Here is a 15,456-nt window from a genome sequence, read left to right on the forward strand (position 1 = left end):
GATTCGGGGAATTTACGATGGGTATCGCTTCGCTCGACACCATCCTACGGAGCGCGAGCTTTACGTAGGATGGGTTGAGCTTGCGATACCCATCGATCCGCCACGTCCCAAATTTCAAACGCCCGCTTTGATTGCGCTTTCCACCCGTTCTGTGCAGCATCTGGCGCATTGCTGGCATGGTCTCTGCAGTACTCCGGCATCCCGACCACGAAACAGACGAGGACCGTCATGCGCATCGTGCAAGCCACCCTCGAGCACCTCGACCTGCTCGCGCCCCTGTTCGTCAAGTACCGCGAGTTCTACGGCATGCTGCCCTACCCCGAATCCTCGCGGAAATTCCTCGAGAACCGCCTCGCCCGCAAGGAATCGGTGATCTACCTGGCGCTGCCGGACGACAGCGACGACAAGCTGCTCGGCTTCTGCCAGCTCTATCCGAGCTTCTCCTCGCTCTCGCTCAAGCGCGTGTGGATTCTCAACGACATCTACGTCGCCGAGGACGCCCGCCGCCAGCTGGTCGCCGACCATCTGCTGCAGAAGGCCAAGCAGCTGGCGCGCAAGACCAACGCGGTGCGCATGCGGGTTTCCACCAGCGTCGCCAACCAGGTGGCGCAGAAGACCTACGAGTCCATCGGCTTCCACGAAGACCGCGAATTCAAGAGCTACATCCTGCCGATCAGCGACGAACTTGCCTGAGCCTGTCCATGATCTGCTGCGCGCCGGCATAACTGCGTTGCAAACGGGCTCGGGCTCATTTACTGCGTGTAAACTCCGCGCCCTCGCCCGTTTGCGCGGGGCCGCCTAGGCCTTGTTCTGCTCTAGCTCGCGAGATCATGAGCATTCTTTCTCGGCGGCCGCCGCGCGCCCTCTCCTTTCGCCGCATTTACCCCGCCGCACACTGTAATATCCTGCAATCAGTAGCCGATGGCGGGATGCGATAAAGCGCGCTCCACTGCCGGAAACCGCCCCCTATAATGCGCGGCCTGGCAGTCCGCCACGTCGTATTTCACAGGCGCCTCATGGATTTCAACCCGATCGACCTCGTCCTGCACCTCGATACCTACCTGTCCCTGCTGGTAAGCAACTATGGCGTGTGGATCTACGCCATCCTGTTCCTGGTGATCTTCTGCGAAACCGGTCTGGTGGTGACGCCCTTCCTGCCCGGCGACTCCCTGCTGTTCATCGCCGGCGCCATCTGCGCCACCGGCGGCATGGACCCCTGGCTGCTCGGCAGCCTGCTGCTGGTCGCGGCGATCAGCGGCGACAGCACCAACTACGTGATCGGCCGAACGCTGGGCAAGCGCCTGTTCAGCAACCCGGATTCGAAGGTGTTCCGCCGCGACTACCTCGACCAGACCCACGCCTTCTACGAGCGCCACGGCGGCAAGACCGTGACCCTGGCGCGCTTCCTGCCCATCGTGCGCACCTTCGCGCCCTTCGTCGCCGGCATGGCCTACATGCCCTACCTGCGCTTCCTCGCCTTCAGCGTGGCCGGCAGCGTGCTCTGGGTCGGCGGCCTGGTGACCCTCGGCTACTTCTTCGGCAACGTGCCGTTCATCAAGCAGAACCTGTCGCTGATGATCCTCGGCATCATCGCCTTCTCCCTGGTGCCGATGCTGATCGGCGTGATCCGCCACAAGATGCGCCCGGCAGCCAAGCCGCAGACCAGCCAGCGCTGACTCTCCATGTGGTCCTTCAGCGCCTGGCGCCGGCGCCGCACCCTCGCCCGCAACCCGCTCGATCCGGCGCTGTGGGCGCAAGTGGTGCAGCAGCTGCCGATCCTCGACGGCCTCGGCACGGACGAGTTGGAACTGCTCGGCGAGCGTTCCGTGCTGTTCCTCCACACCAAGCACCTGTCCGCGCTGCCCGGCGTCGAACTGGACGACTTCCACCGCCTGCTCCTCGCCGCCCAGGCCCAGCTGCCGCTGCTGCACCTGCCGGAGCTGAACTGGTACGGCGGCTTCCATGAGCTGGTGCTGTACCCCGACGACTTCGTCAGCCCGCAGAAGCACCGCGACCCGGCCGGCGTGGTGCACGAGTTCGACGACGAGCGCAGCGGCGAGACCTCCCACCAGGGCCCGGTGGTCCTCGCCTGGCCGGGCGTGGCAAGCGGCGGCGGCTGGGACGCCTACAACCTGGTGATCCACGAGCTGGCGCACAAGCTGGACATGCTCAACGGCGGCGCCAACGGCCTGCCGCCGCTGCACCGCGACATGCGCGTGAGCGACTGGGCCAGCGCCATGCAGGGCGCCTACGACGACCTCAACCGCCAGCTCGACCGCGATCCGCAGGCGCACACCGCCATCGATTCCTATGCCGCGGAAGACCCGGCGGAGTTCTTCGCCGTCACCAGCGAATACTTCTTCTCCGCCCCGGACCTGCTCGACGGGGCCTATCCCCGGGTCTACGCCCAGCTCCGCCTGTTCTACCGCCAGGACCCGCTGGAGCGCCTGCGCCGGCTGCAGCGCGAACATCCCGATTATCAGGAACAGCCAAAAGGATGAGTGAAAGCCTGTGGCCTGCACTCGCCAATCTGCCTATAATCGCGCCCACTTTTTTCGGCCAGACCCCTTGGAGTCGACCATGAGCTACAGCAAGATCCCGGCTGGCAAAGACCTGCCGAACGACATCTACGTTGCCATCGAGATCCCGGCCAACCACGCGCCGATCAAGTACGAGATCGACAAGGACAGCGACTGCCTGTTCGTCGACCGCTTCATGGCCACCCCGATGTTCTACCCGGCCAACTACGGCTACATCCCGAACACCCTGGCCGACGACGGCGACCCGCTGGACGTGCTGGTGGTCACCCCCTATCCGGTGGCTCCGGGCTCCGTGATCCGCGCCCGTCCGGTCGGCGTCCTGAACATGACCGACGAAGCCGGCGGCGACGCCAAGCTGATCGCCGTTCCGCACGACAAGCTGAGCCAGCTGTACGTCGACGTGAAGGAATACACCGACCTGCCGGCCCTGCTGCTGGAGCAGATCAAGCACTTCTTCGAGAACTACAAGGACCTCGAGAAGGGCAAGTGGGTGAAAGTCGAGGGCTGGGGCAATGCCGACGCCGCTCGCGCAGAAATTCTGAAGGCGGTTGCTGCTTACCAGAAGTGAGTACGGACCACCCCCTGAAACCCGGCCACAAGCCGGGTTTTTTATTGCCCGCGTTTCGCCCCGGCACCGTTCGACCAGATCACCTGGCTTTCGGCCCATCATCCTGCGCCAGCATCTAGACTGACCGGGCGACTTCCTTTCGGCCCGAGAAATTCCCGTCTCAGGCGATCTGGCTGAGAGTGGCAACGGCCGTGGCCGCCTCTCTGCCTTGCTGCCACGAATACTGCCCCTTCCATCCGCCCCGTGCGGAAGGAGTGCCATCGTGGCGCCTGTCCACCGGTTGCTTCGAGCCACGCCCCTGCTGGGGCTCGTCCTGAGCCTTTGCGGCTGCCTCATATCCAAGGCCCCGCTGATCCGCTCCACCGACACCCCGCTGCCGGTCGGCGCCCATCTCGTGCAGCAGACTGAGCAGGGCGGCAAGCTGGTCGCCGATGTCAGCGAGGCACCGCTGCAACTCAGCCTCCGCGACGGCTGGTATGTGGCGAGCCGGAACGGCAAGCCGGTGCACCTGTTTCGCCTGGGCCGGATCGACGAATCGACCTGGCTGGTGATGCTCGACCAGCGCCCGTTGGGCAAGCATTTCGTCTATCACTGGGCGTACCGGCGCAATGACCTGTTCTATCTGCGCGCTGCGGATGAAAAGGATTTCAAGGCCTGGGCCAATCAGCAGGGCATCGCTGCCGGCTGGAGCGAGTCAGGCGAGGATGACGTCGAGATCCAGGATATTGCGCTGCTGGTGCGCGCCACCCCGGCGGATATCGGGCGGGTTTCCGGGCCCGGGGCCCGGAGCATGGCGTTCAGGCTGTTGCCCGCCTCCGCTCCCGAACCGGCCGTGGCGCAAGCGCAGGGCGCAGGCCGCAACGCCACTCCCGCTCCGGCCGACCTCTGCGGGGGCCGCCACTGCCTGATGCTCGACGACGGCAGGCTCATCTACCGCACGGAAGGTTACGAGACCCCCATGTGGTACTACGAGGATGGCCGGCTGATGCCGCAGGCGGAGCGACCGCAATGACGATGCCCTGGACCGGACTGGCGCTCGCCGTCCTGCTGCAAGTCGCCGCCGCGCTGCCGGCGCAGGCGGAATCCTCGCTGCGCATCTGCAATCGCTCCACCGAGCGGAGCATGACGGTGGCCGTGCTGTTCCAGCAGGATCCCTTCTACCCGGTCAGCCAGATCTGGCACATTTTCGGCTGGACCGCGCTGGGGCCGGGGAACTGCACCGATGCCGCATCCGCCTACGGCGGGACGATCGCCTACATTTCCCCGATCGACTCCTCGGTGAGAGATCGTCCGAAGGTCATGCATTACCCGCTGTACGAAGGCGAGATGCCCTACGACAAGCCGATCGGAGTCGAGACCTTCTTCTGCGTGAAGAGCGATGGCTTCGAACGCCACGAGGCGAGCCGGGCTGCCCACCAGTCCTGCCCTTCGGGCTGGTATCTGCAGTTGTTCAGCCTGTTCATCTATGTCGGCAAGGACACCGACTTCACCCTTAACCTGGGCAATTGATCCGTCTCGCGTCGATACCGCCACGTACTATTCTCAAAGCCGTACTTCACGAACGGCCGCCACGGCCCCTGCGTCGCGACCCTCCCGGCCCCTGAGGAGAAGCGTCATGCGTGTCAGTCCGTCATTCCGTGTTGCCCTCCTCGCCCTGCTCGCCCTCGCCGGCTGCGACGACAAGGACGACATCGCCGCCAAGGCGCCCCAGGCCGCGCCGGTCGCCGAGACGCCCGCAGCGGCGCCTGCCGCCCCTCCGCCCGCCGCCCCAGCCGAAGCCCCGGCCACGCCGCCGCGCGATCCGGTGTTCAGCGCCGAACAGCTCGACCAGATGCTCGCCCCGCTGGCGCTGTATCCGGACTCGCTGCTGGCCCAGGTGCTGATGGCGACGACCTACCCCGGCAATGTCGCGGATGCCGTGGCCTGGTCGAAGGCCCACCCGGACGCCAAGGGCGACGACGCCGTGCGCCAGGTGGCGAACCAGCCGTGGGACCCGAGCGTGCAGTCGCTGGTGGCCTTCCCCGACGTGCTGGTCACCCTCGGCCGGGACCCGGCCTGGGTGCAGCGCGTCGGCGACGCCTTCCTCGCCCAGCCGGACGCGGTGATGGATTCGGTGCAGCGCCTGCGCCGACATGCCAGGGCGGCGGGCAACCTGGAATCCAACGACAAGCAGACGGTGACCGTGCAGGAAGCACCACCCGCGGCGCCGCCCCCCGCAGCCTCATCCGATTCCACCGTCGTGGTGCAGCAGCCGGCGCCGGCGCAGACCATCGTCATCCAGCCGGCCGATCCGCAGGTCGTCTACGTGCCCAGCTACAACCCGAACACCGCCTACGGCAGCTGGCCCTATCCGTCTTCGCCGCCGGTCTACTATCCGCCGCCGCCCTCGGCCCTCGAACAGGTCGGCACTGCGCTGGCCACCGGGCTGGCGTTCGGCGCCGGGGTGGCCATCGTCAACTCGCTGTGGGGCGACTGCGACTGGGGCCGCGGCGACGTGGACATCGACGTCAACCGCTACAACAACATCAACGTCAACCGGCGGATCGACAACAACGTCTGGCGCCACGATCCGCTGTACCGCAACGGCGTGCCCTATCGCGACCGGGTGAGCCAGCAGCAGTTCGACCGGCGCCTCGGCGACAGCGCCCAGCGCGACGCCTACCGCGGCTTCGACCAGCAGCGCAGCGCCGAACGCGCCCGTGCCCGCGAGAGCCTGCAGCAGCGCGGCATCGCCGCCCCGGCGACGAGCAATCGCGAAGCCATCCAGCGCGCGCAGACCGCCGGCCGCGACCTGCGCAACGATCCCCAGGCCCGCCAGCGCGCCCAGGCCACGCTGCGGGAACGCCAGCATGCCGGTGCCGGCCAGCAGTGGCGCCAGCGCCAGCAGGCGTCCGGGCAGAACCGCCCGCTGGCCCGCGACGGCAGCCACCAGCGGCAGACCTCGCAGCGCAACCTGCAGGCCCGCCAGCAGGTGCGCCAGCAACACGCCGCGGCCGTCCAGGGACCGCGCAACAATGCCTTCGCCGGTTCGCGCAACCCCAGCCAGGCCCGCGCCAACATCGATCGCGGCCGCGCCAGCCAGCTCGCCGCCAGCCGGCCACATGCGTCGGGCGGCGGACGCCAGGTCCATCGCCCCGCCCGTGGTGGCGGCGGATTCCATCGGCGCTGACAGGAGACACGCAATGAAAGCCGCAATCCGGATTGCCGCCGTCCTGCTGTCGTTCCTGCTGGCGCAGGCCCCGCACGCCCAGCAGCAGAGCTTCCCCAGCGCGGATGCCGCCGCCGAAGCCTTCGTCGCCGCGCTGGGAACGCAGAAGGCTGACGAGGCGAAACTCGCGAAGTTGCTCGGCGCCGACTGGCGCACCTACATCCCCACCGAAGGCGTGGAGCGCAAGGATGTCGATGCCTTCCTCGCGCTCTACGAGGAGAAGCACGTCATCCATACCGATGCCCCGGGGCGCGTGCACCTGCAGGTGGGCAACGATCCCTGGACCCTGCCCATGCCGATCCGCCAGGAAAAGGCCGGCTGGAGCTTCGATACCAGGGCCGCCGGCGCGGAAATCCGCACGCGGCGCATAGGCCGCAACGAGGATGCCGCCATCCATGCGGTGGAGGCCTATCACGACGCGCAGATGGACTACGCCGAGGCCGACCGCAACGGCGACGGCGTGCTCGAATACGCGCAGAAGTTCATCAGCAGCGACGGCCAGCACGACGGCCTGTACTGGCCCGACGAAGCCGACGGGGATGAAAGCCCGCTCGGCCCGCTGTTCGGCGACACCAATCCGGGCGAGGCCAAGCGCGGCGAAGGCTGGCACGGCTACCACTACCACATCCTCACCGCCCAGGGCCCGTCGGCGCCCGGCGGAGCCTACGACTACATGCTGGGCGAGCACATGAGCCGCGGCTTCGCGCTGGTCGCCTGGCCGGTCAGGTACGGCGACAGCGGGATCATGAGCTTCATGATCAGCCACGACGGCCAGGTGTTCCAGAAGGACCTCGGGCCGAACGGCGGGAAGACCGCGCTGGAGATGAAGCGCTTCGATCCGGACAGCAGCTGGAGCGAGGTCGCGGAACCGGCAGCGCCCTGAGCGGCGGGCCCGCCGGGAGGGCCGGCGAGTTTGCCCGCAGGCCGCGTCTCTGCTAGTGTCCGCAGGTTCAGAGCCCGCCGCCGAGAAGTACCATGGCCCGCAAGAAAGCCCCCATCGATTTCGAACAGTCCCTCGCCGAACTGCAGACGCTGGTGGAGCGCCTGGAGAGCGGCGAACTGTCCCTGGAAGACTCCCTCGGCGCCTTCGAGCAGGGCATCCGCCTGACCCGCGAATGCCAGACGGCACTGAGCCAGGCCGAGCAGAAGGTGCAGATCCTCCTCGAACGCGACGGCGAACTCAGCGAGGCGCCCTTCGACCCGGCAGACGAAGCATGATCGCGACGTACCAGGCGCGCTGCCAGGCGCGCGTCGATGCCGCGCTGGAAAGCCTGTTCATCCCGCCCCGTGAAGAACTCGCCCGCATCTACCAGGCCATGCGCTACAGCGTGGTCAACGGCGGCAAGCGCGTGCGCCCGCTGCTCGCCTACGCCGCCTGCGAAGCCCTCGGCGGCGACATCGCCCGCGCCGACGGCGCCGCCTGCGCGGTGGAGCTGATCCACGCCTATTCGCTGGTGCACGACGACCTGCCGGCGATGGACGACGACGACCTGCGCCGCGGCCAGCCGACCACCCACATCGCCTTCGACGAGGCCTGCGCGATCCTCGCCGGCGACGGCCTGCAGGCGCTGGCCTTCGAGGTGCTGGCGGACAACAAGCTGAACCCGCAGGACGCCCAGACCCGCCTGGACATGGTCCTCTGCCTGTCCCGCGCCGCCGGTTCCGCCGGCATGGTCGGCGGCCAGGCCATCGACCTCGAAGCGGTGGGCCGCAGGATCGACCAGGCCGCCCTGGAAACCATGCACCGGCACAAGACCGGCGCGCTGATCGAAGCCAGCGTGCGCCTCGGCGCCCTCGCCAGCGGCCAGGCCGGCGCCGCCAGCCTCGACGCGCTGGCCCGCTACGCGCAGGCCATCGGCCTGGCCTTCCAGGTGCAGGACGACATCCTCGACGTGGAAAGCGACACCGCCACCCTCGGCAAGACCCAGGGCAAGGACCAGGCCCACGACAAGCCCACCTACCCCGCCCTGCTCGGCCTCGACGCGGCCAAGGCCTACGCCGTCGACCTGTGCGAGCAGGCGCTGGCGGCGCTGCAGGGCTTCGGCGAGCGCGCCGAACTGCTGCGCGAACTGGCCCGCTACATCGTCGAAAGACGCAGCTAACCGCCGCCCCTTTCCTGTCTGAACGCCCCCGGACTGGTGCCGTACCAGCGGAGGAATGCGCGGGTGAAGCTCCTCAGTTCCCGGTAGCCGAGATGTTCGGCCACTTCGCCGATATCCAGCGCGCCCTCGCGGAGCAGGTCGCTGGCCAGATAGCGGCGCTGTATTTCGACGATCTCGCTGAAGCTCCATCCTTCGCGCAGCAGGGCGCGGTGCAACGTGCGCGGCGTCATGTGCAGGCGTTCGGCGAGCCGCTCCAGGCTCAGCCCATGCTGCATACCGGCCAGCACGGCAGTCGCCACCTGCTCCAGCAGCGTGCCCTGCGAACTCTGCTCGGCGTAACCGAGCAAGGCGCCTTCCAGCGCATTGCACACCGCCGGACTGCCAGCGGTGCGCTCGACCCGCAGGGCGGAGAGGTCCAGTAGCAGCTCGTCGCGCTCGGCGCCGAACACCACCGCGCCGCCAGTGATCTTCTGCCAGGGACCGGGATCGTTCGGCATGGGGCGGCGCAGGCGCATTTCCAGCAAGGTCGGCGGCATGCCCGGCTCGCTCTTCTGGTAGCGGATCTGGTTGGCGAACCAGTAGTCGATCTCCTCGGCGGCGGACTGCAATGGCTGCGCCGCCAGCACCACCAGGTGGAATCGGCCGCCCTCCACCTCGTAGTGCAATCGCAGGTGCCCGCACAGCAGCGGCCAGTAGCGCTCCATCACCTCCAGCCCGGCGAGGCGGCTGGGCATCAGTTGCATCAGGTAGGCCAGGCCGAGCAGCTGGCCGGCATCGCTGTGGCGCGCCGCGATCAGGCCAATGGCCGGGTCGCCGCTGAGTTCGCGGGCCACTTCCCAGAAGCGCCGGACGAGAAACGCGGGCAGCCGCTGGTTGCCCTGGCGCAGGCCGGCCAGGGCGGCGCCCCACTCCTGCTGCTGCAGTTCGAGATCGACGCCGAGCGCCTCCAGGGCCTGCACCCCCGCGTTGATGATGGACGGACATACGGACGGTCGATTGCTGTGCAGCGGAAAAGTATTTGTCAGCCGATGACTCATGCCCCGTTTCCCAATGCTCCATTGTCGGTCCCCGGACCGCGCCGCCAGACAGCCAACTCTCCCCGCCCGGCGCGCTCCCGGCACCCCATTACAAAAACAACAGGTGATTCAAGAGCATGAAACACTTCACCACCTGCCGTACAGCCGACCGGCGCCAGCAACCCGGACTGCTGGCCGCGGCAATAGCCCTGGCGCTGCTGCCATCCTCGCCGCCGCAGGCCGCAACCTGGCAGCTCGACGATGACTGGAGCCTGACCAGCAACACCACCCTCAGCCTGGGCACAAGCCGGGCCCTGCAAGGCGCCGACAAGGACCTGCTGACCAGGGCCGACGCCGCCGGCATCGGCAGGAGCGGACGCGGCATCAACTACAACGGCGACGACGGCAGGCTCAACTTCGACAAGGGCGACAGCATTTCCACCCTGTTCAAGGGCCTGACCGATTTCGACCTGAACGACGGCAGCCAGGGCGCCTTCCTGCGCTTCAAGTACTGGTACGACCACGCCCTGGAAACGGGCGATGGCGACTTCACCGGATTCGACGATTCCGGCTGGCAGGACCTGGCGAAGTTCAAGGGCTTCGAGAACCTCGACGCCTACCTCTGGAAGGACTTCCAGGTGGCCGATCGCACGCTCGGCGTGAAGGTCGGCAAGCACGTGCTGAGCTGGGGCGAGGCGCTGTTCCTGCAGAACGGCGTGAACGCCATCAACCCGCTGGACGTCTCCGCCTTCAACCGCCCCGGCGTGGAGCTGAAGGAGGGCCAGCTGCCGGTGGAAATGCTCAGCTTCAACTACGACCTCTCCGACGCGGTCAGCCTGGAAGGCTTCTGGCAGTACAACTTCCGGCCCTCGGTGCTGGATGGCTGCGGCACCTTCTTCAGCGCCAACGACAACATCCAGGAAGGCTGCCAGGTCGATTTCATGATCGCCGGCGGCACCGGCACCACGCAGCAGGCGCTGGCCCAGGGCCGCTTCCTGCAGCGCACCGCCAGCGACATGCCGGGCGACACCGGGCAGTACGGCCTGGCCGCGCACTACGTGATCGGCGCGCTGAACGACGCCGACCTCGGCCTCTACTACGCCAGCTACCACAGCCGCACGCCGCAGATCAGCGGAGTGATTTCCCGCCGTGGTCCGTCGAGCGCCACGGCCACCAACATCGACACCGGCGACTATTTCACCGTCTACCCGGAAGACATCCGCATGTTCGGCGCCAGCCTCAGCGGCGTGGTCGGCACCACGGCGGTTTTCGGCGAGCTGAGCTATCGCCCGAACCAGCCGATCGGCTTCAACCCGGCCGACCTGGTGGCGCTGCTGACCGGCCAGACCAACACGACGATCGACCCGATGACCCCCGCGGAGCTGGCGGCGAAACGCGGCAGCGCGGTGCAGGGCTACGCACGCGAGGAAGTCTGGCAGTTCAGCCTGGGCGCCACCGACACCCTGTCCAACGTGCTCGGTGCCCAGCGCCTGGCGTGGGCCGGCGAACTCGGCGCGAACTGGATCGGCGGACTCGGTGGCCAGCGCTTCGGTCGCGCCGGCGGTTTCGGCCGCACGCCGACCAGCAACGGCGCGGCCTGCACCGCTGCATCCGCGGCCGGCATTCCGGGCGGCCTGAGCGCGGCGGAACTGGCGCAATACAACGCCGACAACTGCAACACCCACGGCCTGTACACCGACTACTCCTGGGGCTACCGCCTGCGCCTGGCGCTGAACTACGAGGCCCTGCTGCCGGCCACCGTGATCACCCCGTCGATCAACTGGCGTCACGACGTCGAGGGCAACGGCCCGAACTTCCAGGAAGGCCAGCAGGCCGCGGGCATCGCCCTGGCCTTCGACTACCGCAACGACTACTCGCTGGAGCTCGCCTACAACGAGTTCTTCGGCTCCAACGAGTTCTCCACCATCGATGACCGCGACTTCGCGTCCGTCACCGTCAAAGCGAGCTTCTGATCATGATGAGAAAACTGCCCTTCGCACTCGCCCTGCTCGCCGCCTGCGCCGTCGTCCAGGCCAGGCAGACCGACGCCGGCAAGCTCGACGCCGCGCTCACCCCGACCGGCGCCGAACGCGCCGCCAATGCCGATGGCAGCATCCCGGCCTGGGATGGCGGCATGCAGCCCGGCGCCGCGGCCATCAGCGCCAGCGGCGACTACAGCGACCCGTACGCCGCCGAGAAGCCGCTGTACAGCGTGACCCGGGACAACCTCGCCCAGTACAGGGCGCTGCTCAGCCCCGGCCAGCAGGCGATGTTCGCCCGCTTCCCGGAATACCGCATGAACGTCTACCCCAGCCATCGCAGCGCCAGCCTGCCCAGGGCCTACGTGGACGAGTCGCGCGCCAATCTCGGCAAGGTCGAGCTGAGCGACAACGGCTACGGCCTCAAGGGCTACGACTACGGCGTGGCCTTCCCCGAGCCCAGCGAAGCCCTGGAGGTCATGTGGAACCATCTGACCCGCTACCGCGGCGGTTCGGTGCGCCGTCAGTTCGCCTCGGCGACGGTACAGGCAAAGGGCGACTTCACCATCGTCGGCTATGACGCCCTGACGGCGTTCCGCGAGCGCGTGAAAGGCCTCGATCCCACCGAGAACCTGCTGTTCTTCAACCGCATCGTCACCAACAGCCCGTCGCGCTATGCCGGCGAGGTGACCCTGGTCCACGAGCCGCTGAACCAGGTCGCCGAAGCCCGCAACGCCTGGCAGTACATCCCCGGCCAGCGCCGCGTGCGCCGCGCGCCCACCGTCGCCTACGACAGCAGCGCGCGCTACAGCTTCGGCCAGGTGGTGGCCGACAGCGTCGACGGCTACAACGGCGGCCCCGACCGCTACGACTGGAAACTGATCGGCAAGCAGGAACTGCTGGTGGGCTACAACGCCTACAAGCTGGCCAGCAAGTCGCAGAAGTACAGCGACGTGCTCAAGCCCGGCTACCTCAACCCCGACCTGGCGCGCTTCGAGAAGCATCGCGTATGGGTGATCGAGGCGACCCTCAAGCCAGGCGCCCGCCATGTCTACGCCAAGCGCCGTTTCTACATCGACGAGGACACCTGGCAGGTGATGGTCGGCGACATCTACGACAGCCGTGGCGAACTGTGGCGCAGCTACGAGTCGCACCTGTACGTGATGCACGACATCCAGCTGCCGCTCACCGCCGTGGAAGCGACCTACGACCTGATCTCCGGCCGCTACGCAACCAACTACATGACCAACGAGATCGGCCAGAAGATGGAGTTCGGCGCAGAGATACAGGTCGCCGAATTCACCCCGGCCCAGCTCAAGCGACTCGGCAAGTGACCCCGCATGGAGTCCGCCTGCGGCGGGCTCTTCCAACCATCCAACAGTGGAAACCACAACAATGAACAAATCCAGGCTGCACTGGGGGCTTGGCCTCGGTGCCGGACTCGCGATTGCCGCCGGCCTGGCCGGCAAGAGCCTCTACGACCAGGCACAGGCCACCGCCGCCGGCTATCTGTACGGCTACCCGCTGGTGATGATGGAGCTGACCCGGCAGCATCAGCTCGCCATGGGCACCACCCGGATGAACGATCTTCAGCACAGCACGCGCTTCCCCGACGCCAACTTCAACAGCGTGGTATCGCCCAACGTCGACACGCTGTACTCCATCGGTCACTTCGACCTGCGTGCCGAACCGCTGGTGTTCAGCATTCCCTCGACCGCCGGGCACTACTTCATGATGCCGATCATGGATGCCTGGACCAACGTGGTCGCCAGCCCCGGCACCCGCACCATCGGCGATGCAGCCAGGACCTACCTCATTGCCGGCCCGACCTGGAAAGGCGAAGTGCCGGAAGGCATGGAGCTGATCCGCATGCCGACCCAACTGGCCTGGATGATCGGCCGCATCGAGAGCAGCGGGCCGAAGGACTATGCCGAGATCAACGGCCTGCAGAAGCGGTTCCGCTTCCAGACGCTGAGCGCCTGGCAAGGTCATCCGCAGCCGAAGGCGGATCTCCCGACCATCACGCTGCCGCGGCTGAACCGCAGCCAGCCGCCGGATCAGCAGCTGGCCACCTGGAGCCAGGAGGAATTCTTCTCCACCCTCTGCCGCCTGCTGCCGGACAACCCGCCGCGCGCCGCCGACACCGGGCAGATCGACAATCTGCGCGCCAGCGGACTGCTCCAGGGCGACTGCCAGGACGGCCAGTCGGCATGGCAACGTCTCGGCAGCGGCATCGGCTACCGCAAGGTGGTGGAGGTGCTGTCGGACAAGAACGGCCTGGTAGCCGGGCTACCAACGTACAACGGCTGGCACATCAGCTACGACCTCGGCGAATACTCCGACCGTTACAGCGAGCGCGCGGCGGTGGCGAAAATCGGCCTGGGCGCCAACAACGCGGAAGACGCGCTCTATCCCAACGCCTTCGTGGACCGCGACGGCCAGCGCCTGAACGGCAGCAATCGCTACGTGATGCACTTCGACAAGGCAGAACTGCCGCCGGTGAAGGGCTTCTGGTCGCTGACGCTGTACAACTCGAAACAGCTCCTCTCCGCCAACCCGCTCGATCGCTACGCCCTGGGCGATCGCGACGACCTGCACTACAACGCCGACGGCTCGCTGGACCTGTACATCCAGCAGGAGCAGCCGGAGAAGGCCGAGCAGCGCAGCAACTGGCTGCCGGCGCCGCAGGGCGAGTTCAGCCTGTTCCTGCGCCTGTACTGGCCGAAGGATTCGGTGCTGGACAGGCAATGGCTGCCGCCGAGGGTCGATCGCCAGAGCTGACAGGACAGTTTCAGCGAAGACGCTGCTCCAACCCGTGCCTGGGGCTCTGCCCCACCCTGCAACGCCCCGGAGACCTTCTCCGGGGTGATCTTTTTTTGCGGTGTGTGCAATGAGATGGCCTGCGATCGAGCGGCGTGCCTTGATCAATCGAACCGCAGCAGCCATGTTCCTTCACGCTATCCCGACAATCCCACGCGCATGACGACCCACACTCCCCGCTCGCCCGCCATGGTCCAGACGACCCTGGCGACCATAGTGCGCAGTATCGCCACCACCCTGCGCCACGACTACGGCCTCGACCCGTTGCCGGTCCTGGCCAGCGTCGGCATCGACCCGGCGGTGATGCAGGACAGCGAACTGCGCCTGCCGATGACCACCCTCAACCCCCTGTGGCTGCGCTGTGTCGAGGTGACCGGCGATGCGGACTTCGGCCTGCGCGTGGTGCGCTACCACCAGTCGGCCAACCTCTACGGCCTGGACCTGGCGCTGTACGCCTGCGCCAGTCTGGGCGAGGCGGTGCGGCGCCACGTGCAACTGATCAAGCTGATCAACACCTCCGCCGAAGCGCACCTGCTCCCGGGTGAAAATGGCGACTGGCGCCTGGAACTGCACCGTATCGGCCCGACCAGCCCGACCATGGCGGCGCGGGATTTCTACCTGCTGTTCCACGTGCGGATGTTCGAACGCCTGGCCGGTCAGCCGGCTAGCCGGCTGTTCCGCCAGCTGGAATTCTACCGGGAGGAGCTGGCGGAATCGTCGCCGTGGTGGCAGCTGGGTGTGCCGCTGCTGTTCAACCAGCCTCTCGCGGCCCTGGTGTTCAAACAGGGGGGCTGGGATCGCCCGCTGCCCGGCGCCAATCCGCGCCTGCTGGCGGAAGTCGAACAGCCGATCCTCCAGCACCTGGCCCGCCACGACATGCCCCTGCCGCTGAGCGCCCTGCGCGCACGCCTGGCCGGCATGCTCAGGACCAGCGTCAGCCTCGAACAGCTGGCCGCATCCCTGGAAATCGCCCCCGGCCAGCTGCAGGAAACCCTGCGCCAGCAGCAGGTCAGCTTCGCCCAGTTGCTCGACCAGACCCGCGAAGCCCAGGCCCTGCTGCTGCTCGGCAGCTCCGAACTGCCGCTGGAGCGGGTTGCCGAGCGCATCGGCTTCAGCAGCGCCAGCGCGCTGGTCAAGGCCTTCCGCCGCTGGCAGGGCACCACCCCGCTCAACTACCGCAAGGAGCGCCTCGGACGTGAATGAAGCCGCCTGCAGACCGTCTG

At 67.3% G+C, this 15,456-nt stretch carries 15 protein-coding genes; 14 read left to right on the top strand and 1 reads right to left on the bottom strand.

The window, feature by feature from the left end; all coding sequences use genetic code 11:
• Positions 1–228: 228 nt before the first annotated feature.
• The 10 genes from BLR75_RS21825 to ispA all read left to right on the top strand — a co-directional run bounded on the left by BLR75_RS21825 (position 229) and on the right by ispA (position 8,418).
• Complete coding sequence (locus tag BLR75_RS21825) at positions 229–693, top strand: GNAT family N-acetyltransferase (RefSeq protein WP_084313293.1); 465 nt, start codon at positions 229–231, stop codon at positions 691–693.
• A 323-nt stretch (positions 694–1,016) separates the two neighbouring features.
• Positions 1,017–1,676 carry a DedA family protein gene (locus tag BLR75_RS21830; RefSeq protein WP_084313408.1) on the top strand — a complete coding sequence of 220 codons (660 nt, stop codon included), beginning with the start codon at positions 1,017–1,019 and terminating at the stop codon, positions 1,674–1,676.
• 6 nt (positions 1,677–1,682) lie between these two features.
• Complete coding sequence (locus BLR75_RS21835; protein WP_084313294.1) at positions 1,683–2,501, top strand: M90 family metallopeptidase; 819 nt, start codon at positions 1,683–1,685, stop codon at positions 2,499–2,501.
• Positions 2,502–2,580: 79 nt separating this feature from the next.
• Positions 2,581–3,108: an inorganic diphosphatase gene (ppa, locus tag BLR75_RS21840; protein ID WP_084313295.1), complete on the top strand. Its 528-nt coding sequence runs from the start codon at positions 2,581–2,583 to the stop codon at positions 3,106–3,108.
• Positions 3,109–3,370: 262 nt separating this feature from the next.
• On the top strand, positions 3,371–4,120 hold the full coding sequence (locus BLR75_RS21845; RefSeq protein ID WP_139207052.1) for a hypothetical protein: 750 nt from the start codon (positions 3,371–3,373) through the stop codon (positions 4,118–4,120).
• The gene (locus BLR75_RS21850) at positions 4,117–4,617 is read left to right on the top strand and encodes a hypothetical protein (RefSeq protein ID WP_084313297.1); all 501 of its coding nucleotides are present in this window, start codon (positions 4,117–4,119) and stop codon (positions 4,615–4,617) included. Before BLR75_RS21845 ends, BLR75_RS21850 begins: the two co-directional genes overlap by 4 nt.
• Before the next feature lie 106 nt (positions 4,618–4,723).
• On the top strand, positions 4,724–6,277 hold the full coding sequence (locus BLR75_RS21855; protein WP_084313298.1) for a DUF3300 domain-containing protein: 1,554 nt from the start codon (positions 4,724–4,726) through the stop codon (positions 6,275–6,277).
• A gap of 13 nt (positions 6,278–6,290) precedes the next feature.
• The gene (locus tag BLR75_RS21860) at positions 6,291–7,199 is read left to right on the top strand and encodes a DUF2950 domain-containing protein (RefSeq protein ID WP_084313299.1); all 909 of its coding nucleotides are present in this window, start codon (positions 6,291–6,293) and stop codon (positions 7,197–7,199) included.
• A gap of 92 nt (positions 7,200–7,291) precedes the next feature.
• The gene (locus BLR75_RS21865) at positions 7,292–7,534 is read left to right on the top strand and encodes an exodeoxyribonuclease VII small subunit (RefSeq protein WP_084313300.1); all 243 of its coding nucleotides are present in this window, start codon (positions 7,292–7,294) and stop codon (positions 7,532–7,534) included.
• A complete protein-coding gene (gene ispA, locus BLR75_RS21870) occupies positions 7,531–8,418 on the top strand; it encodes a (2E,6E)-farnesyl diphosphate synthase (RefSeq protein ID WP_084313301.1) in 888 nt (295 codons plus the stop codon). Before BLR75_RS21865 ends, ispA begins: the two co-directional genes overlap by 4 nt.
• Here the strand turns inward: ispA and BLR75_RS21875 are convergent.
• A complete protein-coding gene (locus BLR75_RS21875) occupies positions 8,415–9,455 on the bottom strand; it encodes a helix-turn-helix transcriptional regulator (RefSeq protein ID WP_084313302.1) in 1,041 nt (346 codons plus the stop codon). The genes ispA and BLR75_RS21875 overlap by 4 nt on opposite strands.
• Positions 9,456–9,571: 116 nt before the next feature.
• On the opposite strand from BLR75_RS21875, the gene BLR75_RS21880 reads away from it, so the two are divergent.
• From BLR75_RS21880 to BLR75_RS21895, 4 genes are all read left to right on the top strand, one after another.
• Entirely contained in the window at positions 9,572–11,407 is a 1,836-nt protein-coding gene (locus tag BLR75_RS21880; protein WP_084313303.1) for a DUF1302 domain-containing protein, read from the top strand.
• Positions 11,408–11,409: 2 nt separating this feature from the next.
• Entirely contained in the window at positions 11,410–12,747 is a 1,338-nt protein-coding gene (locus tag BLR75_RS21885) for a DUF1329 domain-containing protein (protein ID WP_090416140.1), read from the top strand.
• A 61-nt stretch (positions 12,748–12,808) separates the two neighbouring features.
• A complete protein-coding gene (locus BLR75_RS21890) occupies positions 12,809–14,194 on the top strand; it encodes a DUF1254 domain-containing protein (protein ID WP_084313304.1) in 1,386 nt (461 codons plus the stop codon).
• 198 nt (positions 14,195–14,392) lie between these two features.
• On the top strand, positions 14,393–15,436 hold the full coding sequence (locus tag BLR75_RS21895; RefSeq protein WP_169720273.1) for an AraC family transcriptional regulator: 1,044 nt from the start codon (positions 14,393–14,395) through the stop codon (positions 15,434–15,436).
• Positions 15,437–15,456 lie beyond the last annotated feature (20 nt).

The organism is Pseudomonas jinjuensis (assembly GCF_900103845.1).
Taxonomy (GTDB): domain Bacteria; phylum Pseudomonadota; class Gammaproteobacteria; order Pseudomonadales; family Pseudomonadaceae; genus Pseudomonas; species Pseudomonas jinjuensis.

Coding starts and splice junctions, on each gene's coding strand:
- BLR75_RS21885 (WP_090416140.1), top strand. CDS start 11,410: ATGATGAGAAAACTGCCCTTCGCACTCGCCCTGCTCGCCGCCTGCGCC.
- ppa (WP_084313295.1), top strand. CDS start 2,581: ATGAGCTACAGCAAGATCCCGGCTGGCAAAGACCTGCCGAACGACATC.
- BLR75_RS21825 (WP_084313293.1), top strand. CDS start 229: ATGCGCATCGTGCAAGCCACCCTCGAGCACCTCGACCTGCTCGCGCCC.
- BLR75_RS21875 (WP_084313302.1), bottom strand. CDS start 9,455: ATGAGTCATCGGCTGACAAATACTTTTCCGCTGCACAGCAATCGACCG.
- ispA (WP_084313301.1), top strand. CDS start 7,531: ATGATCGCGACGTACCAGGCGCGCTGCCAGGCGCGCGTCGATGCCGCG.
- BLR75_RS21865 (WP_084313300.1), top strand. CDS start 7,292: ATGGCCCGCAAGAAAGCCCCCATCGATTTCGAACAGTCCCTCGCCGAA.
- BLR75_RS21850 (WP_084313297.1), top strand. CDS start 4,117: ATGACGATGCCCTGGACCGGACTGGCGCTCGCCGTCCTGCTGCAAGTC.
- BLR75_RS21890 (WP_084313304.1), top strand. CDS start 12,809: ATGAACAAATCCAGGCTGCACTGGGGGCTTGGCCTCGGTGCCGGACTC.
- BLR75_RS21895 (WP_169720273.1), top strand. CDS start 14,393: ATGACGACCCACACTCCCCGCTCGCCCGCCATGGTCCAGACGACCCTG.
- BLR75_RS21835 (WP_084313294.1), top strand. CDS start 1,683: ATGTGGTCCTTCAGCGCCTGGCGCCGGCGCCGCACCCTCGCCCGCAAC.
- BLR75_RS21880 (WP_084313303.1), top strand. CDS start 9,572: ATGAAACACTTCACCACCTGCCGTACAGCCGACCGGCGCCAGCAACCC.
- BLR75_RS21860 (WP_084313299.1), top strand. CDS start 6,291: ATGAAAGCCGCAATCCGGATTGCCGCCGTCCTGCTGTCGTTCCTGCTG.
- BLR75_RS21830 (WP_084313408.1), top strand. CDS start 1,017: ATGGATTTCAACCCGATCGACCTCGTCCTGCACCTCGATACCTACCTG.
- BLR75_RS21855 (WP_084313298.1), top strand. CDS start 4,724: ATGCGTGTCAGTCCGTCATTCCGTGTTGCCCTCCTCGCCCTGCTCGCC.